20 protein-coding genes are annotated in these 23,637 nt (G+C 74.6%); 12 read left to right on the top strand and 8 right to left on the bottom strand.

Annotated elements, in window-relative coordinates; all coding sequences use genetic code 11:
• Nucleotides 1-236: 236 nt before the first annotated feature.
• The gene (locus Q5530_RS14120) at nucleotides 237-1,001 is read left to right on the top strand and encodes a maleylpyruvate isomerase family mycothiol-dependent enzyme (protein WP_415362636.1); all 765 of its coding nucleotides are present in this window, start codon (nucleotides 237-239) and stop codon (nucleotides 999-1,001) included.
• Between the two features lie 84 nt (nucleotides 1,002-1,085).
• The gene (locus Q5530_RS14115) at nucleotides 1,086-2,222 is read left to right on the top strand and encodes a hypothetical protein (RefSeq protein WP_415362635.1); all 1,137 of its coding nucleotides are present in this window, start codon (nucleotides 1,086-1,088) and stop codon (nucleotides 2,220-2,222) included.
• Between the two features lie 5 nt (nucleotides 2,223-2,227).
• Here the strand turns inward: Q5530_RS14115 and Q5530_RS14110 are convergent, their stop codons facing one another.
• Nucleotides 2,228-3,082, bottom strand: a complete 855-nt coding sequence (locus Q5530_RS14110; RefSeq protein WP_415362634.1) for a hypothetical protein — start codon at nucleotides 3,080-3,082, stop codon at nucleotides 2,228-2,230.
• A 77-nt stretch (nucleotides 3,083-3,159) separates the two neighbouring features.
• Entirely contained in the window at nucleotides 3,160-4,743 is a 1,584-nt protein-coding gene (locus Q5530_RS14105; protein WP_415362633.1) for an alkaline phosphatase D family protein, read from the bottom strand.
• A 23-nt stretch (nucleotides 4,744-4,766) separates the two neighbouring features.
• Between Q5530_RS14105 and Q5530_RS14100 the strand changes: the two genes are divergently transcribed.
• Entirely contained in the window at nucleotides 4,767-5,477 is a 711-nt protein-coding gene (locus Q5530_RS14100; RefSeq protein ID WP_415362632.1) for a VOC family protein, read from the top strand.
• 280 nt (nucleotides 5,478-5,757) lie between these two features.
• Here the strand turns inward: Q5530_RS14100 and Q5530_RS14095 are convergent, their stop codons facing one another.
• Nucleotides 5,758-6,207, bottom strand: coding sequence for a hypothetical protein (locus Q5530_RS14095; protein WP_415362631.1), 450 nt, complete (start codon nucleotides 6,205-6,207; stop codon nucleotides 5,758-5,760).
• A 361-nt stretch (nucleotides 6,208-6,568) separates the two neighbouring features.
• Here Q5530_RS14095 and Q5530_RS14090 point away from each other — a divergent pair, with 361 nt between their 5' ends.
• A complete protein-coding gene (locus tag Q5530_RS14090; protein WP_415362630.1) occupies nucleotides 6,569-7,207 on the top strand; it encodes a GntR family transcriptional regulator in 639 nt (212 codons plus the stop codon).
• 1 nt (nucleotide 7,208) lies between these two features.
• Nucleotides 7,209-8,204: a 1-aminocyclopropane-1-carboxylate deaminase gene (locus tag Q5530_RS14085; protein WP_415362629.1), complete on the top strand. Its 996-nt coding sequence runs from the start codon at nucleotides 7,209-7,211 to the stop codon at nucleotides 8,202-8,204.
• Nucleotides 8,205-8,451: 247 nt separating this feature from the next.
• Here Q5530_RS14085 and Q5530_RS14080 read toward each other — a convergent pair whose 3' ends face one another.
• Nucleotides 8,452-13,098 (bottom strand): ATP-dependent helicase, encoded by a 4,647-nt coding sequence (locus Q5530_RS14080; protein ID WP_415362628.1) that lies wholly within the window; start codon nucleotides 13,096-13,098, stop codon nucleotides 8,452-8,454.
• A gap of 76 nt (nucleotides 13,099-13,174) precedes the next feature.
• Between Q5530_RS14080 and Q5530_RS14075 the strand changes: the two genes are divergently transcribed.
• Nucleotides 13,175-15,067, top strand: coding sequence for an Hsp70 family protein (locus tag Q5530_RS14075; protein WP_415362627.1), 1,893 nt, complete (start codon nucleotides 13,175-13,177; stop codon nucleotides 15,065-15,067).
• 113 nt (nucleotides 15,068-15,180) lie between these two features.
• A complete protein-coding gene (locus Q5530_RS14070; protein ID WP_415362626.1) occupies nucleotides 15,181-16,419 on the top strand; it encodes an MFS transporter in 1,239 nt (412 codons plus the stop codon).
• Between the two features lie 3 nt (nucleotides 16,420-16,422).
• Here Q5530_RS14070 and Q5530_RS14065 read toward each other — a convergent pair whose 3' ends face one another.
• Nucleotides 16,423-16,548: a hypothetical protein gene (locus Q5530_RS14065; protein ID WP_380636306.1), complete on the bottom strand. Its 126-nt coding sequence runs from the start codon at nucleotides 16,546-16,548 to the stop codon at nucleotides 16,423-16,425.
• Between the two features lie 185 nt (nucleotides 16,549-16,733).
• Between Q5530_RS14065 and Q5530_RS14060 the strand changes: the two genes are divergently transcribed.
• The 3 genes from Q5530_RS14060 to Q5530_RS14050 all read left to right on the top strand — a co-directional run bounded on the left by Q5530_RS14060 (nucleotide 16,734) and on the right by Q5530_RS14050 (nucleotide 18,766).
• Nucleotides 16,734-16,928, top strand: coding sequence for a DUF3046 domain-containing protein (locus Q5530_RS14060; protein ID WP_380636308.1), 195 nt, complete (start codon nucleotides 16,734-16,736; stop codon nucleotides 16,926-16,928).
• A 170-nt stretch (nucleotides 16,929-17,098) separates the two neighbouring features.
• Nucleotides 17,099-18,142, top strand: coding sequence for a recombinase RecA (recA, locus tag Q5530_RS14055; RefSeq protein WP_415362625.1), 1,044 nt, complete (start codon nucleotides 17,099-17,101; stop codon nucleotides 18,140-18,142).
• 120 nt (nucleotides 18,143-18,262) lie between these two features.
• On the top strand, nucleotides 18,263-18,766 hold the full coding sequence (locus Q5530_RS14050; RefSeq protein ID WP_415363056.1) for a regulatory protein RecX: 504 nt from the start codon (nucleotides 18,263-18,265) through the stop codon (nucleotides 18,764-18,766).
• A 131-nt stretch (nucleotides 18,767-18,897) separates the two neighbouring features.
• Here Q5530_RS14050 and Q5530_RS14045 read toward each other — a convergent pair whose 3' ends face one another.
• Nucleotides 18,898-19,587: a hypothetical protein gene (locus tag Q5530_RS14045; RefSeq protein ID WP_415362624.1), complete on the bottom strand. Its 690-nt coding sequence runs from the start codon at nucleotides 19,585-19,587 to the stop codon at nucleotides 18,898-18,900.
• A gap of 55 nt (nucleotides 19,588-19,642) precedes the next feature.
• Here Q5530_RS14045 and Q5530_RS14040 point away from each other — a divergent pair, with 55 nt between their 5' ends.
• A complete protein-coding gene (locus tag Q5530_RS14040; protein WP_415362623.1) occupies nucleotides 19,643-20,284 on the top strand; it encodes an HAD family hydrolase in 642 nt (213 codons plus the stop codon).
• Between the two features lie 319 nt (nucleotides 20,285-20,603).
• Here Q5530_RS14040 and eda read toward each other — a convergent pair whose 3' ends face one another.
• Nucleotides 20,604-21,227, bottom strand: coding sequence for a bifunctional 4-hydroxy-2-oxoglutarate aldolase/2-dehydro-3-deoxy-phosphogluconate aldolase (gene eda, locus Q5530_RS14035; RefSeq protein ID WP_415362622.1), 624 nt, complete (start codon nucleotides 21,225-21,227; stop codon nucleotides 20,604-20,606).
• On the bottom strand, nucleotides 21,224-23,089 hold the full coding sequence (edd, locus tag Q5530_RS14030; protein ID WP_415362621.1) for a phosphogluconate dehydratase: 1,866 nt from the start codon (nucleotides 23,087-23,089) through the stop codon (nucleotides 21,224-21,226). Before edd ends, eda begins: the two co-directional genes overlap by 4 nt.
• A gap of 217 nt (nucleotides 23,090-23,306) precedes the next feature.
• Between edd and Q5530_RS14025 the strand changes: the two genes are divergently transcribed.
• A complete protein-coding gene (locus Q5530_RS14025) occupies nucleotides 23,307-23,603 on the top strand; it encodes a hypothetical protein (RefSeq protein WP_380636317.1) in 297 nt (98 codons plus the stop codon).
• Nucleotides 23,604-23,637 lie beyond the last annotated feature (34 nt).

The following is a 23,637-nucleotide window of genomic DNA, read 5'->3' as shown; positions in this document are numbered from 1 at the left end:
TGCCGCCGTCTCCCCGCGGCGGTCGTCGCCGTTGGAGACGCCGCGAGGAGGCCGCGAGAGTGACATCGACCTTCCCCCCTCACCCCCGCGCCGGCGTCGGCGGTCCGCCCGCCCACCCGTCCCCCGTCGTGGGCGGGCTCCGGCGGCCGGACCACTCCCCCCGCGGTGGACGACCCGGCGCGCCCCGTGGCGCGGTTCACCCATTCGCTCGACGAGATCACGTACGAGGACGGACTGTGAGCAGGGGACTGGTCGCCTACGACCGCCTGATCGACGTTGTGGAGCTGGAAGCCGAACGCCTGGCCGCGGCCGCGGAGGGGCAGCGACCCGAGCGGCAGGTGCCCGCCTGCCCCGGGCTCAACCTCGGGGAGGCCGCGAGGCACGTGGGCAGCACTTACCGGATGGTGTCGACCTGGCTGGCGGAGGGCAGCCAACCCCTGGTGTGGCAGCAGGACCCGGTGGAGGGGCAGGAGCTGCCGGAGTACGTGCGCGGCGGGGTGCGGGACCTCGTGCGCGCGCTGCGGGTGCGCGAGCCGGACGACCCGTGCGAGACCTGGTGGCCCGCCGAGCGCAACCACAACTTCTGGGCGCGGCGGCTGGCGCACGAGTCGACCGTGCACCGGATGGACGTCCAGGCCGCGGCCGGGCTGCCGGTCGACCCGGTGGACGACGACGTGGCCGAGGACGGCGTCGACGAGGTCCTGACGCTCTGGCTCGGGCACCGGCTGGACCTCCTGGGCGTGCGCGGCACCCGCGCGGGGACGGTGGCCGTCCGCACGCCGGGCCGCACCTGGATCGCCACCACGGGGCCCGAACCGGCCACCGCGCACCTGCTGCTGCCCGACGAGAGCCCCACGGCGGCTGCCGAGGTGCGCGGCACCCCCATGCAGCTGTACCGCTGGCTGTGGGGCCGCATCCCCGACCGGGACCTGCCGCCCACCACCGGTGACCACGACGCCATCGCCCAGCTGTGGGCGCTGCTGCGGCTGGCCACCAGGTAGACGTGCGCCCGCCGCCGGCTCTCCGGACCCCACCCGGCGGCGGGCGCACCCGTAACGGGTGTCGTGGAGCGGTGATAAAAGGGCATGGGAAACCCGAGCCGCAGCCGGCTCTCGTGGTCGGTCGCCGTGCTCGTGGCGGGGGCGCTGGTGGCCGGAGCGCTGTGGTGGGAGCCGGGCCCGGGTGGACCGGGGCCGGGTGGACCGGGGCGGGGGTACCAGGGCCAAGGGGACGAGGGTCAGGGGATCGGCGCTGAACGCCCCTACGCCTTCATGTCCGGCGAGCAGTTCGCGCTGGCCGTGGGGGAGCGGGTGGTGGCCTCGGTGCCGCTCGGCATCCCGGACCAGCCCGTGCGGTGGACCGACGACGGCGCGTTCGCGTTCTCCGTGGCCAACGGCTCCCTGGTCTGGATCGAGGCGACGACGCACGAGACGTCGTCGCGGCCGTGCGGGTGCACCGGCGCGGTGCCCCTCGGCGGCGCGCGGGTGGCCTGGGCCGAGGCGGGGGAGGTGCACCACGCCGAGCTGTCCGACGGGGAGTGGCGGGTCGGGACCGGCCCCCTCCCCGGCGCCACGTCGACTCCCTACCAGGTGCTCGTGGGGCACGTGGACGACCGGCTGTACGCAACCGGGTCGGCGGGCGGCCTCGACAGCCGCTTCTACTCGGTGGGGCCCGGGGACGAGGTGACGGACCTGTTCCTGTCGGAGGAGAACATCAAGTTCGACTTCCCGGAGATGGCGGACATCTCGGACGGCATGAACTTCCAGCCCGCGGCTCTGGCCGTGGTGCCCGGCGCCGGCGGGCGGGCGGTGCACGCGCGGTACCGCCTCGACGCCTGCAACGAGTTCGATGGGGTCAGTCTGTTCACCGCGGACGGCGGGCTGGCGTCCGGGTTCGCCATGCCGGGCGTGCCGGCCGGGCCCCGGGTCGTGCACGACGTGTGGTGGACGGCCTCGGGGGCGCTGCGGGCCTCGGTGCACAGCCGGTCCTGCGGGCACCGGGCGGGTGACGTGTTCGGCGGGCAGGAGGAACCGCCGCGGCCGTCACCGTGGGAGCTGCGCGACGGGCGGTGGGTCGAGGTGCCGGGGGAGTTCACTGTGGAGCGGGAGCTCTCGCCCACCACCCGGGTGCTCGTCGACGCCGACTTCGGCCTGTACTTCGAGCACGACGGCACGCGCACGGAGGTGGCGCGGTCCGTGGCGGCGGTCGTCCCGGCGCCGTGACCCCTTCAGCCCCGGGTCCAGCGCCCCGCGGCCGGGTCGTAGGAGTGGGCCGCGTACGGCCCGGCCTCGGGCAGCAGTTCGAACGGTTCGCCGCCGTCGTCGACCACGGCGTCCAGTTCCCGCCCGGCGACCTCCAGACGCAGTACGAGCCGCCACCGGCAGTGGCAGTTCCGCGAGTCGGCCCTGACGTGGACGCGCTCGACGGTCCTCGCCGGGACGTCCAGCGCCAGCGGCACGCCGGGCTGCCCGGCGTCGCGGGGGAACCCGTCGGTCGAGACCAGGGTGTCGCCGTCCGCGGGGTAGACGTACTTCTTCGCGCGGCGGTCGAGGTCGAGGAACAGCACGGAGGTGGACATCGGGCCGCCCACCTGGCCCTGGCAGGCGATGGCGTCGTGCTCCGGCGTGCCCTCGACGCGCTCCACCTCCAGGTCCACGTCGTTGACGCGCACCGGGTGCTCGTGCGCCGCGATGGTGAACACCACGCCCTGGGCGCCGCGCTCCTCCGGTTCGCCGTGCTCGTAGGGGGTCAGGCACTGGTCGTCGACCGGGGCGGGCAGCCCGGCCACGCTCCCGGTCGGGAACGCCAGGTAGAACGGCAGCCGCGAGGTCTGCGGGTGTACGCCGAGGGAGTACGGCGGCAGGTCCGGCCCGGACATGAGCTTGTAGGCGACGATGCCGCCCGCGACCAGGGCGGCCGCGGCGGCCAAGGCTGCGGGCAGCACCCAGCCGGGCGGGCCGCTTCTCCGGCCGACGTGCATCGTCCCGGTCTGGAAGACGACGTTCGCCTGCCCGCTCATGTCGTTGACGAACGGCCGCGACGGCACCCCGCCCCGGATGTCGTCGTCGCCGTGCTGCTCCACGAGTGGTCCTCCTCGGGCCGTGACCGCCGCTCACCCCGCTGTCGGCCGCACGGGCGGTTTCGCTACAGCCCGCACCCTCACAGGGGGATCGAGGTGACCTCGCGCAGCCCGTCCTTCCCCGCCGTCTCCAGGCGGAAGCGGACCTCGCGGCCCTCGAACTCCAGCACCCCGACCGAGTTGCCGAAGTGCGGCCCGCTGAGCTTGCGCCACGCCACCGGGTCCGGCGAGATGCCCCGCCGGTCGGCCCACCACCGCAGGAACCGCGCCACCGGCCGCGACCACGAAGCCCGGAACGCGGGCCGGAACACCCACGGCGGGTCGTTGTGCACCGGGGAGCACACCAGCTGGTAGATCTTGGCCTCCACCCGCGTGGCGAACGACGCCCGCGCCGCGTAGCTGTGGTGCACGTCCCCGGACAGCACGCACACCGTCCCCGGCGCCTGCTCGTCCTTCATGACGCGCTCGACCAGCCGCGCCAACCGCTCGTACGACGCCCGGAACGCGGGCCAGTGCTCCAGGTCCGCCACCTGCCGCACCTTCTCGCCGACCCGGCCGCGCCAGCCGGGCAGGCCGGCCATCCGCTCGTTGAGCGACTGGAGGTGGCTCAGCGCGTGCGGCATCAGCCACGGCAGCGACGAGCCGATCAGCAGGTGGTCGAAGTCACCGACCGAGTTCTCCTCGATCCACCGGAACTCGCCCTCGCCCACCATCAGCCGCTCCGGGCCGGACAGGATGCGGCCGCTGCGCGTGTCGATCACCATCAGCCGGATGCGGCCGAAGTCGCGCAGGTAGCTCCACCGGGTCGACTTGCCGCCGTCGACCTCCTGGTCCGCCTGCTCGGCGAAGTCCTCCAGCAGCGGCTGCACGTCGCCGCCCGCCGACCGGACCTTCTCGTACAGCGGGTCGTGCGCCAGGTCGGCCGGGCTGAGGTTGCCCAGGTGCTGGTACACCCAGTACGAGGCCAGGCCCGCCCGGATGCGCTCGGGCCACCACCGCTTGCGCGACATCTGCTCGCGCCACGTCCGCGAGGTGTTCCAGTCGTCGCGGATGTCGTGGTCGTCGAAGATCATCGAGGTCGGCACCACCGACATCAGCCAGCGGATCTCCGGGTCGGCCCACGACTCGTGGTACAGCTCGGCGTACTCCCGGAACGACACGACCTCGCCCTTGGGCTCCGGCCGCCGTTCCGCCAGCCACCGGGTGATCCGCTTGGTCGGCTCGTCGGCGTAGACCTGGTCGCCCAGCAGCACCAGCGCGTCGGGCCACTGCTCCGGCGGCTCGTCCTTCATCCGCAGCGCGTAGGAGTCCAGCGCGTCCACGCCGAGCTTGTCGGGCTTGAGCGGGTCGCCGACCTCCTTCGCCGCCCGGCACGACCCGAACACCAGCCGACGCACGGGCGTGGTGCGGATCCGCGAGGGCGGGAACGCCGACCCCGGCTGCGGCCACACCTGCTCGTCGTCCAGCCGCACGTCGTAGGGCGTGGTCGTGCCGGGCTCCAGCCCCTCGACGACCACCAGGGCGAAGTGCTGCTCGCCCACCTGGAACGTTCGTGCCGCGTGCCCCGCGACGGTCACCTCGCACGCCGCGTCCGTCTCGACCCACACCGTGGCCGAGGTGGAGTCGACGTGTCTCAGCACAGGACCAAGGACCAGCTCCGCCATGGCGCAGACGTTACCTTCGTGCCATGGCAACCAGGTTGTACGACGTGGTCTTGGACGCCGCCGACCCCGCTGAGCAGGCCCGTTTCTGGTCGGCCCTGCTGGGGACGGGGATCGCCGAGGAGCACGCGGACGAGGTCTGCGTCACGCTCGTCGAGGGCCTGGACCTGACGTTCGTGTCGGTGGACGAGCCCAGGACCGGCAAGAACCGCCTGCACCTGGACCTGGCCTCGACCTCGGCGGAGCACCAGGCGGCGCTGGTGGCCCGCGCGGAGCAGCTGGGCGGGCGGCGGGTCGACATCGGGCAGGGGGACGTGCCGTGGGTGGTGCTGGCGGATCCCGAGGGCAACGAGTTCTGCGTGCTGGAGCAGCGCGACGAGTACGCGCGCACCGGTCCGGTGGCGGCGGTGGTGGTGGACGCGGCGGACCCGGTCGCGCAGGCGGTGTTCTGGGCGGCGGCGACCGGGTTGCCGGTGGCGCGTGAGCACCCCGGGTACGCGTCGCTGCGGCAGGAGGCGGGGCCGGCGGTGGAGTTCGTCCGGGTGGCCGGGCCGAAGCGGGGCAAGAACCGGCTGCACCTGGACGTCGCGCCGCCCGCGGACGGTGACCTGCCGACCGAGGTGGCGCGGTTGGAGGCGTGCGGCGCGGTGCGGGCGGACGTCGGGCAGCGCGGGGTGACGTGGGTGGTGCTGGCGGACCCGGAGGGCAACGAGTTCTGCGTGGTGACGCCTCGGTGAGAGGGCAGCCGCGTGAGAGGGCAGCCGCGTGAGAGGGCAGCCGCGTGAGAGGGCAGCCGCGTGAGAGGGCAGCCGCTTAACCCGGTGGGCCCGGTCCACCCGGTGTGCCCGGTCCACTCACCGGCGCCTCGGACAGGTAGGCCAGGCGGTGGCCCCGGTGCGCCCGCTCCACTCGGCGCACCGGGGCCACCGGCGCACCGGTTTCGGTGAGGCCGGCGGCACACCCGGCGCCGCGCGCCAGGAGCGCACCGTCACCCTTGCTCGGCGGCGCCCGGCACGATCAGCAGCCCTGCCTGCCGCTGCTGATCAGGTGGCGATTGCCGTTCCAGTCGATGTAGCCGATCGCGGCCACGCAGCGGTTGTTCGTGCCGGTGACACCCCGGGGACCCGCGTAGTACGCGTAGTTGCCCAGGTCCGGGCTGGACGAGGTGTCAATCGTGCAGGGCTGACCTTCGCCGCTGGTCTCGACGCAGCGGTAGGCCCGCACGTAGGTCGGCGCGGACACCCCGTAGGCCGCGCCCCGGTGGTAGAAGCAGGCGCTGTTGGTCCCGTTGCTGGTGCTGTTGTAGAAGATCGTCAACTCGCCGACGCCGGAGATGGTGTCGCTGTAGCTCACCGTCCCCGAACAGGACACCGCCGCGTTCGCCGGTGCCGCCGAGACGACCCCCAGGGCCAGCACGATGCCCACCGTGGCCAGCAATGAGCACACGGACTTCACTGCTCTGCGCATTTCCCCCTCAATTCCCCTCGAATTGATCGGGGGCAGTGGTTTCCCCGTTGCCGGTTACCGCTTTCCCCCTGGTTCGATCGTGCTCCGACCTGCCCGGGAAGTACAGTTCCTCGGCGGCGAATCATGCGATCGAGTGTCTCGTCACCCGTGTGCCGCGAATTCCCCGTCAGGGTGATTGGTCTCGGTCGGTGGAACAGGTGGAGCGACCGGGTTTTCGCAATGGTGCGTTGCGTTGCCCTGACGGTTCATCGGCCCCGGCCGCGTCGAGGCGTCGTTCGGCGCGTTCCGGTCGAGCACGCACGGGGGTGGCCGTCACGAGCGCCCCTGGTGGCTTCGGCACCTCGTCGTCTACAGTGCCGATATGCAATATATCAGTCGGGCGCTGTTCCGCGACCAGGCGCTGACCGCGATCCGCGAGGCGATCCTGGGCGGCGACCTCGCGCCCGGCGAGCCGATCAGGGACGTCGAGCTGGCCGAGCGGTTGGGGCTGTCGCGCACCCCGGTGCGCGAGGCGTTGGCCCGGCTCACCGAGGAGGGCTTGGTCGAGACCAAGCCGCACAGCTACACCCGCGTCACGCCGCTCGACACCGCCGCGGTGCGCGACGCGCACGTCCTCGTCCAAACCGTGCACGCCCTGGCTGCGCGGCTGGCCGTGCCGGATCTGGTGCCCGCGGACCTGGAGGCCATGCGCGAGGCGAACGCGGCCTTCGCGCAGGCGCTGGCCGGCGGGGACGTGCCCGCCGCGCTGGCCGCCGACGACGCGTTCCACGCGGTGGCGGTGCGGCGCAGCGCGAACTTCGCCGTGATCGCCACGATCGAGCGCTACACGCCGCTGGTCCGCCGCTTGGAGCGCCTGCGCTTCGCCGCGCCGGTGGGACGCCACTCGGTGGCGATGCACGAGGAGATCATCGCCGCCTGCGCGGCGGCCGACGCCGACCTGGCGGCCCGGCTCGTCGAGCGCAACTGGGCGACCCTGGCCGACCTGCTGGAGGAGAACTGACGTGGCACTGACCGACTTCCCCCGGTTCCCGCTGCTGTTCGGGCCGTCACCGGTGCACCCGCTGGAGCGCCTGAGCGCGCACCTCGGCGGCGCCCGGGTGTGGGCCAAGCGGGAGGACTGCAACTCCGGACTGGCCTACGGCGGCAACAAGACCCGCAAGCTGGAGTACCTGGTGGCCGACGCCGTGGCGCAGGGCTGCGACACCCTGGTCTCCATCGGTGGCGTGCAGTCCAACCACACCCGCCAGGTGGCGGCCGCCGCCGCGCGGGCCGGGTTGGGTTGCGTGCTGGTGCAGGAGAGCTGGGTGGACTGGCCGGACGCGGTGTACGACCGGGTGGGCAACATCCTGCTGAGCCGGCTGATGGGCGCCGAGGTGCGGTTGGTGGAGGCGGGCTTCGGCATCGGCGTGAAGCCCGCGTGGGAGCAGGCCGTCGAGGACGTCCGCGCGGCGGGCGGCAAGCCGTACGCCATCCCGGCGGGCGGGTCGGACCACCCCCTGGGCGGCCTGGGTTTCGCGGGCTGGGCGGCCGAGGTCGAGCGGCAGGAGGCCGAGCTGGGTGTCCGGTTCGACACGGTCGTGGTGTGCTCGGTGACCGGCAGCACGCAGGCCGGGATGGTCGCGGGCTTCGCGGGCAGCGGGCGGCGGGTGCTCGGCATCGACGCCTCGGCCAAGCCGGACGAGACCCGCGCCCAGGTGCTCCGGATCGCGCGGCGGACCGCCGAGCACCTCGGGGTCGAGGTGACCGACGCGGACGTGGAGCTGGACGACCGCTTCCACGAGGGCGTCTACGGCCTGCCGGGGGAGTCCACGATCGAGGCGATGAAGCTCGGCGCCCGGCTGGAGGGCATGATCACCGACCCGGTCTACGAGGGCAAGTCCCTGGCGGGCCTGGTGGAACTGGTGTCGAACGGCGAGATCCCGCGCGACTCCACCGTCCTCTACGCACACCTGGGCGGGCAGCCGGCCCTCAACGCCTACAGCGCGCTGTTCCGCTGAGTTCCGCCGAGCGCCCGCACGCGGTGCGGAAGCCGGCCTGTGGTGGAAGGTCAGTGGAGGCCGGCGCCTGTGGTGGGAGGACTGCGGTGGGAGGACTGCCGCCGCAGGCCGGTGCCGGCTCCCGGACCGGGCGGAGCCCAAGCCGCTGCTGCCGGGCCTCCAGCACCGCGCGGAGCCCAAGCCGCCGCCGGCTCCCGGCACCGGAGGGAGCCCAGGCCACCACAGGCCCTCCACCACCCGGCGGGGCTCAGGCCCGCAGCCGCAAGCCCTTCGGCGTCGCGCGGAACCCCGCATCCTGGAGCACGCCCGCGAGCCGTGAACCCAGCGCCACCTCCCCGTCCGCCCGCTGCACCGCCAGCTGCCCCAGCCACCCGTCGCGCACCGCCCGACCCAGCGCCTGCGCGGCGGCCCGCAGCGGGACCTCCTCCTCGGTGAACGACAGCAGCGACCGCCCACCCCGCTCCACGTACAGCACGACCACCCCGTCCACCAGCACCACCAGCGCGCCGGCCTTGCGACCCGGCCGGTGCCTGCCCTCGCCCAGCGGCTCCGGCCAGTCCAGGGCCGCGCCGTGCGGCTGGGCCGGGTCCGCGGCCGCCAGCACCACCGCCTGCGGCGCCCCCGCGTGGTCCTGCCCCACCGGCCGGGACAGGGCGCGCAGCCGGTCCACCGCGCCCCGGGCGGCGAACTGCGCCGCGCCCAGGCCCTCCACCACGTACCCGCGCACGACCTGCCCGGACTCCTCCATCGCCCGCAGCACCCGGTACACGCCGCTGAACCCGCCGGTCACGCGCTCGGTGTCCAGCGCGCCCCTGGTCAGCACGCCGTGCCGCTCCAGGAACGCCTCGGCCCGCGCGTGCGCCCGGCGCGTCGCGTCGGGCGCGGGCACGACGGCCAGGGACCAGCGGCCCGCGACCGTCGGCGGCCCACCGCGGCTGGGCGCCTCGGGACGACCCGCGCGCATCCGGGCGTAGCGGCCGCGCGGCGCGGACCGGCGCGGCTTGTGCGCGGTGCCGCCGCCCGCGACCAGCGCCCGCAGCGGCGCCAGCGTGTCGTTGGTGACCACACCCGCCCACACCAGGTCCCACAGCGCGCCGACCACCTCGCCGTCCGTCGTGGGCCCCTGGAGCGAGACCCGGTCGACGACCTGGCGGAAGAACAGCGCGCCGCCCGCCAGCGACTCCACCACGGCCCGGTGCAGCGGCGAGTCCGGCGCGGCCTCCGGCACCAGGTCCGGCAGCAGCAGGTCGGCCACGTCGGTCGGGGCCAGGGCGATCCAGCCGTCGCCGCCGGCCAGCGAGCCGCAGCCGGTCCAGGTCACCTCGCCGGCCGCGGTCAGCTCGTCCAGCAGCGCCGGGCTGTAGCCGGGCAGCCGCGCGGGCAGCAGCAGCGACTCCACCGCGCTCGCGGGCAGCGGCGCGCCGGCCAGCTGCTCGACCACCGCGTACACGTCGTCCGCGGTGGGCGCGGAGCGCAGCCGCCTGCCGATGCCGTGCCAGCCGGGCAGGAAGCGGCCCAGGGCCGCTGGTTCCACCGGCTCGACCTCGGCGCGCAGCCGGGCCAGCGACGCCCGCCGCAGCCGGCGCAGCACCTCGGCGTCGCAGTACTCGGTGTGCGTGCCGCCCGCACCCGGTTGCGACGGCGCCGGTTGCGACGGCGCCGGTTGCGACGGCGCCGGCTGCAACGCCAGCGGCCGCAGCTCGCCGCGCACCAGCCGACCCGCGCCCGCCATCCGCTCCAGCACCCCCGTCACCACCGCGACGCCCAGGCCGAACCGCTCCGCCGCCTGCGCCGCGGGGAACGGCCCGCGGGTGCGCGCGTACCGGGACAGCAGGTCGCCCAGCGGGTCGGCCACCGGCTCGGTGAACACCTCGGGCACGCCGACCGGCAGCGCCACGCCCAGCGCGTCCCGCACCCGGCCCGCGTCCTCGATGCCGATCACCCGGTCCGCGCCCGCGACGCGCACCCGGATCGCCCGCCGCTGCGACACCAGCTCGGTCAGCCACTCCGGCCGCACGCCCCGCTCGGCGGCCTCGGCCTCGGACAGGTCGCCCAGGAACCGCAGCAGGTCGGCCGCCCCTTCGACGTCGCGCGCGTGCCGGTCCGGCGCGAGCCGCTGGAGGGTGCGCTCGACCTCCTCCACGACCTCGGGGTCGAGCAGCTCGCGGATCGCCTCGGAGCCGAGCAGCTCGGCCAGCAGCGCCGAGTCCAGCGACAGCGCCGCCGCGCGCCGCTCGGCCAGCGGCGCGTCCGCCTCGTACAGGAACATGCCGACGTACCCGAACAGCAGGCTCCGCGCGAACGGCGACGGCGACGGCGTCTCCACCTCCACCACCCGCACGCGCCGCGCCCGCACGTCGGTCATCAGCTCGCGCAGGCCGGGCACGTCGTAGACGTCCTGGAGGCACTCGCGCATCGCCTCCAGCACCACCGGGAAGCTCTCGTACTTCGCCGCCACCGACAGCAGCTGCGCCGCCCGCTGCCGCTGCTGCCACAGCGGCGACCGCCGCCGCGGGTCGCGCCGGGGCAGCAGCAGGGAGCGCGCCGCGCACTCCCGGAACCGGGCCGCGAACAGCGCCGACCCGCCCACCTCGGTCACCACGACCTGCTCGACCTCCTCGGGGTCGAGCAGCACGTCCTCCGCGCCGACCACCACCGGCGCGCCGTCGGCGTCCACGGCGTCGGGCAGCCGCACCACGATCCCGTCGTCGGAGTGCGCCGCCTGCACCTCGATCCCGCGCCGCTCCCGCAGCCGCGCCGCGACCGCCAGCGCCCACGGCGCGTTGACCTGCGCGCCGAACGGCGAGTGCACCACCATCCGCCAGTCGCCCAGCTCGTCCCGGAACCGCTCGACCAGCACGACCCGGTCGTTGGGCACGTGCCGCGTCGCCTCGCGCTGCTCGTCCAGGTAGGCCAGCAGGTTCGAGGTCGCCCACTCGTCCAGCCCGGCCGCCGCGGTGCGCTCGCGGGCCTCGGCCGGGTCCGCGGTGGACACCTCGCGCAGGAACCTGCCCAGCGCCCGCCCCAGCTCCAGCGGCCGGCCCGGCGCGTCGCCCTTCCAGAACGGCATCCGCGCGGGCTGCCCCGGCGCGGGCACCACGATCACCCGGTCGTGGGTGATGTCCTGCACCCGCCACGACGAGGTGCCGAGCAGGAACGTGTCGCCCACCCGCGACTCGTAGACCATCTCCTCGTCCAGCTCGCCCACCCGCGAGCCGGGCCGGTCCTCGGAGGCCGGCGTCATCACCGCGAACATGCCCCGGTCGGGGATGGTGCCGCCCGAGGTCACCGCCAGCCGCTGCGAGCCCGGCCGGCCGCGCAGCTCGCCGCTGATCCGGTCCCAGGTGATGCGCGGCCGCAGCTCGCCGAACTCCTCGCTCGGGTACCGGCCCGCCAGCATGTCCAGCACGGCCTGGAGCGCCGACTCCGGCAGCGCCGCGAACGGCGCCGCCCGCCGCACCAGCCCGGCCAGCGCCTCGACCGTCCACGTCTCCATCGCCACCATGGCCACCACGTGCTGCGCCAGCACGTCCAGCGGGTTGCGCGGGTACCGCACGGCCTCGATCGCGCCGTCCCGCATCCGCTCCGCGACCACCGCGCACGACACCAGGTCGCCCCGGAACTTCGGGAACATCACCCCGCGCGACACCGCGCCCACCTGGTGCCCGGCGCGGCCGACCCGCTGGAGCCCGGACGCGACCGTCGGCGGCGCCTCCACCTGCACCACCAGGTCGACCGCGCCCATGTCGATGCCCAGCTCCAGCGACGAGGTGGCCACCACGCACGGCAGCCGCCCGGACTTGAGCTCCTCCTCCACGGTGACGCGCTGCTCCCGCGACATCGAGCCGTGGTGGGCGCGGGCGACGGCGGCCGTGCGCTGCGTGGTGGTCCCGGACTGGCCGGGCGCCTCGGCCGGGAACCGGTCGGGGCCGGCAGGGCCCGCCGGGCCCGCGTCCGGGAGCCCCTGGGCCTCCTCCTCGGCCAGCTCGTTGAGCCGCGCGGTCAGCCGCTCGGCCAGCCGCCGCGAGTTGGCGAACACGATCGTCGACCGGTGCTGCCGCACCAGCTCCAGCACCCGCCGCTCCACCGAGGGCCAGATCGACGCCCGCTGCTCCGCGCCCGCCGCCGAGCCGGAGACCTCCCCGGTCGGTTGGCCGAGCACCGACATGTCCTCGACCGGGACCTCGACCCCCACCTCGATGGTCTTGGCCGTCCTGGGCTGCACGACCGTCACGGGCCGCCCGCCCGCCAGGAACGCGCCGACCTCCTCGACCGGGCGCACCGTCGCGGACAGCCCGATCCGCTGGGCGGGCCGCTCCAGCAGCGCGTCCAGCCGCTCCAGGGACAGCGCCAGGTGCGCGCCGCGCTTCGTGCCGGCCACCGCGTGCACCTCGTCGACGATCACGGTCTCCACACCGCGCAGCGACTCCCGCGCCGCCGAGGTGAGCACCAGGAACAGCGACTCGGGGGTGGTGACCAGCACGTCCGGCGGGGTGCGCGCGAACGCCCGCCGCTCGTCCGCCGGGGTGTCGCCGGTGCGCATGCCGACCGTGGTGCCGGGTTCGGGCAGCGACAGCCGGTGCGCGGCCTGCCGGATGCCCGCCAGCGGCGCGCGCAGGTTCCGCTCCACGTCCACCGCCAGGGCCTTGAGCGGGGAGACGTAGAGCACCCGGCACCGCCGCTTCGGGTCCTCCGGCGGGGTGGCGGAGGCCAGCCGGTCCAGCGCCCACAGGAACGCGGCCAGCGTCTTGCCCGAGCCGGTGGGCGCGATGACCAGCGCGTGCTCGCCCGCGGCCGCCGCCTCCCACGCGCCCGCCTGCGCCGCCGTGGGCGCGGCGAAGGCCCCGGCGAACCACTGCCGGGTGGCGGGGGAGAAGCGGTCCAGGACGTTCATGCCCACCATGCTGAACCACGGGTCCGACAATTTTTGGTTGTGGCACGATCACCCCGTCCAACCGAAGGGGTGAAACGTGCGCGTGCTGTCCGTTGACCTGGGCACTTCCAACACCGTGGCGGTGCTCGCCGCGCACGGCAGGCCGCCCCGGGTCGTCGAGGTGGACGGCTCCGCCACCATGCCGTCGGCGGTCTACTGCGAGGAGGACGGCACCCTGGTCGTGGGCCGCGACGCCGAGCGCCGCGCCCGCCTCGACCCGGCCCGCTTCGAGCCCAACCCCAAGCGCCGCGTGGACGACGGCGTGCTGCTGCTCGGCGACAACGTCGTCCCGGTCACCGACGCGCTGGCCGCCGTCCTGCGCCGCGTGTTCGAGGAGACCGCCCGCCAGCTGGGCGGCGAGGCGCTGGACGAGATCCGCCTCACCCACCCCGCCCAGTGGGGACCCACGCGCCGCAACGTGCTGCTGTCCGCCGCCCGGCTGGCGGGCGCGCCCGGCGAGGTCGTCCTGGTCCCCGAACCGGTCGCCGCCGCGTCCCACTACGCCTCGCTGTCCGTGGGCCAGGCGCTGGCCGTGTACGACCTGGGCGCGGGCACGTTCGACGTGGCCGTGGTCGCCGCCACCCAGAGCGGCTTCACCGTGCTCGCCGAGGACGGCCTGCCCGACCTGGGCGGACTGGACGTCGACCAGGCCCTGCTGGAGCACGTCGGGCGGCAGGTCTCGCACCGCGACCCGGCCTCGTGGCAGCGGCTGCTGCGCCCGGAGTCCACGGCCGACCGGCGGGCCCGGCGCGCGCTCCAGGAGGACGTGCGGGCCGCCAAGGAGTCCCTGTCGCGGCACGCGCACACCGAGGTGCCGATGCCCGAGCCGTTCGAGGACGTGCTGGTCAACCGGTCCGACCTGGAGGCGCTGGTCCGGCCCAGCATGCTGCGCAGCGTGGAGCTGCTGGCCTCGACGATCCGCTCCACCGGCCTGGCGCCCAACCAGCTCGCGGGCATCTACCTGGTGGGCGGCGCGAGCCGCATCCCGCTGGTGGCGAACATGATCGCCGAGCACGTGCGGGTGGTGCCGACGAGCCAGGACCAGCCGGAGACCGCCGTCGCCCTGGGCGCGCACCACGTGCCCAAGGACGGCATCACCCCGCGCTCCCAGGACCTGACGCTGCCCGGTCGGGAGCCCGACACCGTGGTCACCCGGCCGGTGAACCCCGTGGTCAGCGGCCCCTACCAGGTCAGCGCGCCGATGAGCGGGCCGAACCCCGTCCTCGGCGGCGCGCACCCCGTCAACCCGAGCACGAGCGGGTCCTACCAGGTCAACCCGGCGACCAGCGGGCCCTACCAGGTCGGCTACCCGCAGACCGGGCCGCAGCAGTTCAACTTCCCCAGCGTCGCCCCGCAGCGGCCCGCGAAGCGGCGGCCCGACAAGAGGGTGCTGATCGCCGCGGGCGCGGCCGTGGTGCTCGTGCTGGCGGCGATCGGCGGGATCTTCGCGCTCAACACGCCGGGCACGCCCGACGCGCAGGAGTGCAAGACCGACGTCGAACTGGACGACAAGGGCTTCACCGGCTGCCTGCGCCTGCTCGCGGGCGCGGTCCCGGACACCGGTACCTGCAGGTCGGGCGGCGCGCCGGGGGTGGGCGGCGTCAGCGGCATCAAGGGCACCGCGGTCAGCTGCTCCGTCCAGGACGACTACTCGGTCCAGTACGTGCTCACCGAGACGGTCACCGGCGCCGACCAGGGCGCGGAGGCCGTGGTGCGGTCGATCAAGAGCGACGTCGTCGAGGCGCGGTGGGAGGGCAACGGCCTGGCCGGCGAGTACCGGGCCGCCGCGGACGGCGGGCTGGGGCTGCTCGTGTTCACCGCCGACGGGCTGCCGCTGCTGGGCATCGTGACCAGGAGCAGCGGCGGCGAGGACCTGACCGCGGACGCGGTCGCGGACTTCTTCGAGCGCTCCGTCCAGCCGGGCACCTGAGCGACCCGGGGACTGGTCGGCCCCGTACCCGGTAGGCCCCGTACCTGGTCGGCCCACCACCTGACCCGGTCGGCGGCTGTTCGGACCAGCGGTCCTTTGGCACGATCAAGATCATGACCGTCGTGGACGTCGTGCAGCGCAGGGTGTTGCGGGTGCTGGCGACCACGCAGGTGCTGGGCGCGGCGGGCGTCACCATCGGTCTGGCGGTGAGCACGCTGATCGCGGCCGCGCTCGCGGACGCCGACGTGGTGGGCGGCCTGGCGCAGACCGCCGCGGTGCTCGGCGCGGCCGCGTTCGCCCTGCCCGCGGCGCGCCTGGCGACCCGCAGCGGGCGCCGACCGGCGCTGGTGCTCGGCTACGGCGTCGGCGCGGTGGGCGCGGCGGTGGCGGCGTGCGCGGTGGTGCTCGGCTCGTGGCACCTGCTGCTGGGCGCCCTGGTGCTGTTCGGCGCGGCGTCCAGCGCGAACCTCTCCGCCCGGTACGCGGGCGCGGACCTGGCCCACCCGCACCGCCGGGCGCGCTCGGTGGCGCTGGTGGTGTGGGCGGCGACCGCGGGCGCGGTGCTGGGGCCGAACCTGGCCGACCCGGCCGGGCTCGTGGTCGCGCGGCTGGGCCTGCCCGCGGGCACGGGTCCCTACCTGCTGTCCGCGGTGCTGTTCGGGCTGGCCGCGCTGGTCGTGCTGCGGTTCCTCCGACCAGACCCGCTGGTCGTCGCCCGCGCCGCCGTCGAGCCCGCGGCCTGCTGCTCGGGCGGGGTGGCGGACACGCGCGGCGCGGCGGCGCTGTGGCGGTCGCTGACGCCCGCCGCCAGGCTCGCGCTGAGCGGCGTGGCGCTGTGCCAGACCGCGATGGTCGGGCTGATGTCGATGACCCCGGTGCACATGGACCACGCCGGCTCGTCGCTGCGCGTGGTGGGTCTGGTGATCAGCCTGCACGTTGCCGCGATGTACGTGGCCAGCCCGCTGTTCGGGTGGATGGCGGACAGGCTGGGCCGGGTGCCCGTGCTGGCGATCGGCGCGGCGCTGGTGGTGGCCGCGTCGGGCATCGCGGGCATGGCGCCCGCGCACGACGCCCCGCAGCTGGCCGCCGGGCTGGCGCTGCTGGGCTTCGGCTGGTCGGCGGGCCTGGTGGCGGGGTCGGCGCTGCTCACCGAGTCGGTGCCGGCGGCGGACCGGCCGGCCGCGCAGGGCCTGTCGGACCTGTGCATGAACGCCGGCGGCGCGGTCGGCGGCGTCGTGGCGGGCGTGGTGGTGAGCACGTGGTCCTACGCCGCGCTGGGGCTGCTCGTCGGGTTCACCGCGCTGCCGCTGCTGGTGGCGTGCCTGTTCTCGACGCTGCCGCGGGTGCGCTGAGGGTCAGCGCTTGCGGTTGTGCCAGAACGCGCGCAGCCCCACGACGATCGCCGCGACCAGCCCGGCGATCACCACGACGGTCCCGATCGGCGACGACAGGCCCGTGGGGTCCTCCTGCAACAGCAGCACCCCTTGAGGTTAGCGCGGCGGCGGTGAGCTCGCGCCCGCCTCGCCGCACCGGTCGCTCGCCGCACCGGTCGCTCGACGGGCCGGCCGGCCCCGGGTCCACCGGCTGCCGACCGGCGTCGCGGAGGACGCGCCGCCGCCCGCCGCCGGGCTGAGGGCGCCCGGCGGGGCGCGCTAGCCTGGGCGCGATGCGCAACACGGTGTTCCGCAAGTTGATGGCGAACGAGTTCGGCCAGGTCCGCGGGGAGATGATCGCCCGCGACCACGTGATGTCCGGCCTCGGTGGTCGGACCGCGGACGAGGCGTTGGAGGCGGGGTTCCCGGCCAAGGAGGTCTGGCTCGCCGTCTGCGACGCGTTCGACGTGCCGGCACAACGCCGGTGACCCGGCGTGGCGACCGGCTGGTCGAACACCTGTTCGGCTACACTGCCCGACACGACCGGGTGACCCCCTTCCCCTGGTGACCTGGTCCCCGCCGAAAAATGTCGGACCCCACCCGTAACGTCGGCCCCGACATCGCACAGCGACCCAAGACAACCGAGGTGGACCTCAAGATGGCACCCCAGGCTCCCGACCGGGACAAGGCCCTCGAGCTGGCCCTGGCCCAGATCGACAAGCAGTTCGGCAAGGGCTCGGTCATGCGGCTCGGCGAGGAGGGCCGCGCCCCGATCGAGGTGATCCCGACCGGCGCGATCGCGCTCGACGTCGCGCTCGGCATCGGTGGCCTGCCCCGCGGCCGGGTGGTGGAGATCTACGGCCCGGAGTCGTCCGGTAAGACGACGGTGGCGCTCCACGCCGTGGCCAACGCCCAGCGCAACGGCGGCATCGCCGCGTTCATCGACGCCGAGCACGCGCTGGACCCCGACTACGCGCGCAAGCTGGGCGTCGACACCGACGCGCTGCTGGTCTCGCAGCCGGACACCGGCGAGCAGGCGCTGGAGATCGCGGACATGCTGGTCCGCTCCGGCGCGCTCGACATCCTCGTCATCGACTCGGTGGCGGCGCTCGTGCCGCGCGCCGAGATCGAGGGCGAGATGGGCGACAACCACGTGGGTCTCCAGGCCCGCCTGATGAGCCAGGCGCTGCGGAAGATCACCGGTGCGCTCAGCTCGTCCGGCACCACGGCGATCTTCATCAACCAGCTGCGCGAGAAGATCGGCGTGATGTTCGGCTCGCCCGAGACCACGACCGGTGGCAAGGCGCTGAAGTTCTACGCCTCCGTGCGCCTCGACGTGCGGCGGATCGAGACCCTGAAGGACGGTGGCGAGCCGGTCGGCAACCGCACCCGCGTCAAGGTCGTGAAGAACAAGGTGGCCCCGCCGTTCAAGCAGGCCGAGTTCGACATCCTCTACGGCCACGGCATCAGCCGCGAGGGCTCGCTCATCGACATGGGCGTCGACCAGGGCATCCTGCGCAAGTCCGGCGCCTGGTACACGTACGAGGGCGACCAGCTGGGCCAGGGCAAGGAGAACGCGCGGAAGTTCCTGCGCGAGAACCCGGACGTGGCGAACGAGATCGAGAAGCGGATCAAGGAGAAGCTCGGCATCGGGGCCACCCTCGACACCGAGGAGACCGCGGCCGCGCCGGTCGAGTTCTAAGCGGACGTGGCAGGACGAGGCGGTCGTGGTCGCGGGGCGTCCCGCGGCCGCTCGGCCGACGACTCCGGCTTCGGCCCGGACCCGGGTTCCGACGTCGAGGAGCCGCGCCCGGTCGACCCGGTGAAGGAGCAGCGCAAGGCGACCGACCTGTGCTACGCGCTGCTCGCCGCCAGGGCGAGGACCAGGGTTGAGCTACGCGATGCCCTGCTGCGCAAGGGCATCCGCGAGGAGACGGCCGAACTGGTGCTCGGCAAGTTCGACCGGGCGGGGCTGATCGACGACACGGCGTTCGCCGAGGTCTGGGTCCGCTCCCGCCACGCCCACCAGGGCCTGGGCCGGCGTGCCCTGGCCGTGGAGCTGCGGCGCAAGGGCGTGGCGGACGAGGTGGTGACCGAGGCCGTCGCGGCGGTCGACGACGAGGCGGAGGAGGAGCGGGCCCGGGAGCTGGTGCGCAAGAAGCTGCGCACCATGGGGGGCCTGGACGACACGACCAAGATCCGCCGCGTGGTCGCCGCGCTCGCGCGCAAGGGTTACCCGGAGGGGTTGGCCTACCGGGTGGTCCGCGACGAGCTGCGCCGCGCGGGCGAGGAGACCGACGCGCTGGACGAGCTGACCCGGGACTGAGCGGCCCCCGGGTCGGTGCCGCGTGGTCCTCTCGGCGTCGGTGGGAAAGCCCTGGGGCGCAGGGGTTCCGGTCGGTCCACCGAGGACCGGGGTGAACCGTCGTGCGTTCTCGGCCCGAGTGTTGGCGAGCGTCAGGACGCGGGGCGGGCGAGGCGCCAGAACTGGCGCTTCCTGTCCTCCCGCACCACGACCCCGAGCCGGCTCAGCTCCTCGCGCAGCTGCGCGGCGTCCTCGTGGTCGCCCTTGCGCAGCGCCTCCGCCCGCACCTTCAGCAGCGCGTCCGCCCCGGGCGGCAGGTCGGGCGTCCCCGCCGCCCACCGCCGGTACCGGTCCTCGTACGGGTCCTTCTCCAGCCACTGGTAGCCGTGCGTCTGGAAAGCCTCGGCCAGGTCCTCGGTCCTCAGGTCGCTGCTCTCCCTGGCCAGCTCACCGGTGTCCACCCCGAGCAGCACGACCTTCTTGCCGTCCACGAAGACGCCCGACACCAGGGTCCGGTCGAAGTTCCGCGACTTCCCGCCGCGGGTGAACTCCACGCCCTCGTTGAAGACCTCCACCGCCAGCCGCTCGTAGGCCGCCATTCCGACGATCACCAGGCCGCCCAGCACGCCGATCCCCAGTGACCCGACCGTCGCCCACGGCTCCGGCACCGAGGCCACCAGCCGGAACGGCCCCTGCATCGGCGCCCACGACAGGCCGGCCACCCACCCGGCGATCGACTTCAGCCCGAACAGCACCGCCGCGCCCAGCACCGGGAACCCGACCGACACCAGGGCCACCTGCGAACGAGGCTCGGTCACCACCGTGCTCCGCCGTGCGTCCATCCCCCGCTTACCTCCCCCGAAGTGAGCGCCCAACCTATCGCCGTACGCTGCGCGCGTGAGCATCAGGGCCGAGCACGTCGTCTGGGACTGGAACGGCACCCTGCTCGCCGACAACCACGCGGTCCTGGCCGCGGTCAACCGGATCTGCCGCGACTTCGGCCGCGACGCCGTCACCCTCGACCACTGGCGCGACACCTACAGCCGCCCCCTCAAGGACTGCTACGAGCGGCTGCTCGCGCGCACCCTCACCGCGGTCGACTGGGCCCGCATCGACCTCGTCTTCCACGAGGAGTACCGCGCCGCGCTGCACGGGTGCGGCCTGGCCGACGGCGTGCCGGACCTCCTCCGGTCCCTGCCCCGGACCCAGTCGCTGCTGTCCATGTGGTTCCACGACGAGCTGGTCCCGACGATCACCGAACTCGGCCTGGCCGACCTGTTCACCCGCGTCGACGGCCTGCGCGCGGAGGTGGGCGGCGGTTCGAAGGCCGAGCACCTGGCCGCGCACCTCGACGCGCAGCGGCTGCGGCCCGACCAGGTCGTGGTCATCGGCGACGTGGTGGACGACGCCGACGCCGCCCGCCACGTGGGGGCCCGGGTGGTGCTGGTCGCCACGGGCGTCAGCTCGCGCCGGGTCCTGGAGCGGGCGGGCGTGCCGGTCGCGGACTCCATCCCGGAGGCCCTGGCCCACCTGGCGTGACGCGGGCCCGCGCCGCCGGCCGACACCGGCAGCGCCCCGCAGCCGCGCGGGCGGGAAGAGTGCCAAGACCTGGCCGCAGCCGGGCCGGCTGTAGCCGGGCAGGCCGTAGCTGGGCGAGCCGCAAGCGCGGCAGCACCCGGCCATAGCCGGGAGGGCCGCAAGCGCGCCAAGACCCGGCCGGGGCCGGCCACCGGCGAACCGCGTCCGGCCAGCTCGACCCGCGGCCAGCTCGACCCGCGGCCAGCTCGACCCGCGGCCAGCTCCACCCCGACCAGTCCACCCCGACCAGTCCGACCCGCCCAGCCCGACCCCGCCCGTCCTACCCCAGCGCGGCCGCCGCGCGGGCGAGCTCCTCGACCCGGCCGAAGTCACCCGCGGCCAGCGCGTCCTTCGGCGCGAGCCACGACCCGCCGACGCAGCCGACGTTGGGCAGCGCCAGGTAGCTCGGCGCGCTCCCCGGCGTGATGCCGCCGGTCGGGCAGAACCGCAGGCCGGGCAGCGGGCCGCCGATGGACTTCAGGTACTCCACACCGCCCGCGGCCTCCGCGGGGAAGAACTTGAGCGCGGTCAGGCCGCGCTCGGCCAGCCGCATGGCCTCCGACACGGTCGCCGCGCCCGGCAGGAACGGCAGCCCGGTGTCCTCGGCGGCGTCGAGCACCCGGTCGGTGGAGCCGGGCGTCACCAGGAACGCCGCCCCCGCCTTCGCGGCCTGCTCGGCGTGCTCGGGCCGGGTGACCGTGCCCGCGCCGATGACGATGTCCGGCACCTCCGCGGCGACCCGCTCGATGGCCGCCAGGGCGGCCGGCGTGCGCAGGGTCAGCTCGATCACCCGGACACCGCCGCGCAGCAGCGCCCGCGCCAGCGGCACGGCGTGCTCGGCGTCGTCCACGACGACGACCGGGATGACGGGGGACAGCTCCAGCAGGTCAGAGCTGGTGGTCACCGGGACACCTCCTGGTTGAACCGGCCTTCGAAGTGCGAGGCCGCGATGGGTCCGAACACGCTCGCGCCCCGGTCGGCCGGCCCGACCGCCCGCCGCAGCGCGGCGAACAGCTCGCGGCCCGTGCCGGTCCACGCCTGCGCGTCCGGGGGGAAGTCCACCAGCTCGCGCGCGCCCAGCTCCGCCGGGTCCACGAACACCTCCAGGGTGCCCGTCTCGGCGTCCAGCCGCAGCACGTCGCCGTCGCGCACCCGCGCCAGGGGGCCGCCCACGGCCGCCTCCGGGGTGAGCTGGATCGCCGCCGGGATCTTGCCCGACGCGCCGGACATCCGGCCGTCGGTGACCAGCGCGACCCGGAAGCCGCGGTCCTGGAGCACGCCCAGCGCGGGGACGAGCTTGTGCAGCTCGGGCATCCCGTTGGCCTGCGGGCCCTGCTGCCGGACCACGATCACCACGTCGCGCTCCAGCTCGCCCGCCTTGAACGCCGCGCTGAACGCCTCCTGCGTGGTGAACACCCGCGCGGGCGCCTCCACGACGCGGTGCCGCGCCTCGACCGCCGACACCTTGATCACCGCGCGGCCGAGGTTGCCCGACAGCATCCGCAGGCCGCCGTCGGCCGCGAACGGCTCGGACGCGGGCCGCAGCACGTCGGTGTCCAGCGAGCGGCCCGCGCCGGGGCGCCAGGTCAGCACGCCCTCGACCAGCACCGGCTCCTCGGTGTAGCGCGCCAGGCCGGGCCCGGCCACGGTCTGCACGTCCTCGTGCAGCAGGCCGGCCTCCAGCAGCGTGTGCACCAGGAACTGCACGCCGCCCGCCGCCTGGAAGTGGTTGATGTCGGCCGAGCCGTTGGGGTAGACGCGGGCCAGCAGCGGCGCCACCGAGGACAGCTCGGCGAAGTCGTCCCAGCTCAGCTCGATGCCCGCGGCCGAGGCGATGGCCACCAGGTGCATGGTGTGGTTGGTCGAGCCGCCGGTGGCCAGCAGTGCGACCAGGCCGTTGACCACGGACTTCTCGTCCACCACGTGCCCGACCGGGGTGTAGTCCGCGCCGCGGCTGATCTCCACGGCCCGGCGCGCGGCCTCCTCTGTCAGCGCCCGGCGCAGCCTGGTGCCCGGCGGCACGAAGCTCGCGCCCGGCAGGTGCAGGCCCATGACCTCCACGACCAGCTGGTTGGAGTTCGCGGTGCCGTAGAAGGTGCAGGTCCCGGGGCTGTGGTAGGAGGCGGACTCGGCCTCCAGCAGGTCCTCGCGGGTCGCCCTGCCCTCCGCGTACAGCTGCCGCACCCGCGACTTCTCCGAGTTCGGCAGGCCGGAGTGCATGGGGCCCGCAGGCACCAGGACCGCGGGCAGGTGCCCGAACGACAGCGCGCCGATCAGCAGGCCCGGCACGATCTTGTCGCACACGCCGAGCAGCAGCGCGGCGTCGAACATCTCGTGGGACAGCGCGATGGCGGTCGACATCGCGATCACGTCCCGGCTGAACAGCGACAGCTCCATGCCCGCGCGACCCTGGGTGATGCCGTCGCACATGGCGGGCACGCCGCCCGCGAACTGGGCCACGCCGCCCACCGCGCGCGCCGCGTCCTTGATCCACGCGGGGTACTCCTGCATGGGCTGGTGCGCCGACAGCATGTCGTTGTAGGAGGACACGATTGCCACGTTCGGGCGACGCATCGCCCGAAGGAGGTCCTTGTCGCCGCCGGTGATGCCGGCGAAGCCGTGCGCGAGGTTGCTGCACGCCATGTCGCGGCGGGCGGGCCCCTCCTGGTGGGCCTCGGCGATCCGCTCCAGGTAGGCGGCCCGACCGGCGGCGCTGCGGGCGGCGATTCGAGTCGTCACTCGGGCGACGACGGGATGCACGCTCATGGTTTCGCTGTCTCCGGTGGTGATCACGGGCCGTGTGGCCCGGTGGGACGGCAGCGCTGGCGTCGCACGAAGGACGTGACAACCCGCACACTATGTCACGACTCATGATCATTACAAAAACGATTCAGCTGCTGAGACGCGCCGTCGGTGCCTGTGGTTCTTGTCACAAGGGCGTTGAGTTGGCAGAGTCGGCACCGGACCCAAGGAGGTGCTGACCATGACGTCTTCCGAGATCGTGGCGCTGCGCCGGGCGCTCGGCCAGCTGCGCCAGTGCGTCGGCGGCCTGCGCGCGCGGTACGGCGACGTGGCCGCGGTGCAGAGGCTGGCCAACGACGTCGAGCGCATGGACATCGACGCGACCGAGCTGGTCGACCTGGACCGCACGCCCCGGCAGCGGGAAGCGCCCCGGGTCGAGCGCGAGGTCGTGGTCGTGCCCGACACGCCCTACGACCCGCAGCTCTGGCACGACGCAGACGACGAAGGGCTCGGCGGCTACCGCAGCCACCGGACCTGACCGACCCCCGACCGGCCCCCGCGTGAACCAACAC

This window comes from Saccharothrix sp. BKS2, assembly GCF_047689505.1.
GTDB lineage: Bacteria > Actinomycetota > Actinomycetes > Mycobacteriales > Pseudonocardiaceae > Actinosynnema > Actinosynnema lopnurensis.
The sequence above is the reverse complement of the archived record's forward strand: the minus strand, read 5'-3'. Positions and strand labels throughout refer to the sequence as shown.

Bases quoted from the DNA above. Each gene is read 5' to 3' on its own strand.
- Q5530_RS14115 (WP_415362635.1), top strand. From the start codon at position 1,086: ATGGGAAACCCGAGCCGCAGCCGGCTCTCGTGGTCGGTCGCCGTGCTC.
- Q5530_RS14105 (WP_415362633.1), bottom strand. From the start codon at position 4,743: ATGGCGGAGCTGGTCCTTGGTCCTGTGCTGAGACACGTCGACTCCACC.
- Q5530_RS14100 (WP_415362632.1), top strand. From the start codon at position 4,767: ATGGCAACCAGGTTGTACGACGTGGTCTTGGACGCCGCCGACCCCGCT.
- Q5530_RS14095 (WP_415362631.1), bottom strand. From the start codon at position 6,207: ATGCGCAGAGCAGTGAAGTCCGTGTGCTCATTGCTGGCCACGGTGGGC.
- Q5530_RS14090 (WP_415362630.1), top strand. From the start codon at position 6,569: ATGCAATATATCAGTCGGGCGCTGTTCCGCGACCAGGCGCTGACCGCG.
- Q5530_RS14080 (WP_415362628.1), bottom strand. From the start codon at position 13,098: ATGAACGTCCTGGACCGCTTCTCCCCCGCCACCCGGCAGTGGTTCGCC.
- Q5530_RS14070 (WP_415362626.1), top strand. From the start codon at position 15,181: ATGACCGTCGTGGACGTCGTGCAGCGCAGGGTGTTGCGGGTGCTGGCG.
- Q5530_RS14060 (WP_380636308.1), top strand. From the start codon at position 16,734: ATGCGCAACACGGTGTTCCGCAAGTTGATGGCGAACGAGTTCGGCCAG.
- recA (WP_415362625.1), top strand. From the start codon at position 17,099: ATGGCACCCCAGGCTCCCGACCGGGACAAGGCCCTCGAGCTGGCCCTG.
- Q5530_RS14045 (WP_415362624.1), bottom strand. From the start codon at position 19,587: ATGGACGCACGGCGGAGCACGGTGGTGACCGAGCCTCGTTCGCAGGTG.
- edd (WP_415362621.1), bottom strand. From the start codon at position 23,089: ATGAGCGTGCATCCCGTCGTCGCCCGAGTGACGACTCGAATCGCCGCC.
- Q5530_RS14025 (WP_380636317.1), top strand. From the start codon at position 23,307: ATGACGTCTTCCGAGATCGTGGCGCTGCGCCGGGCGCTCGGCCAGCTG.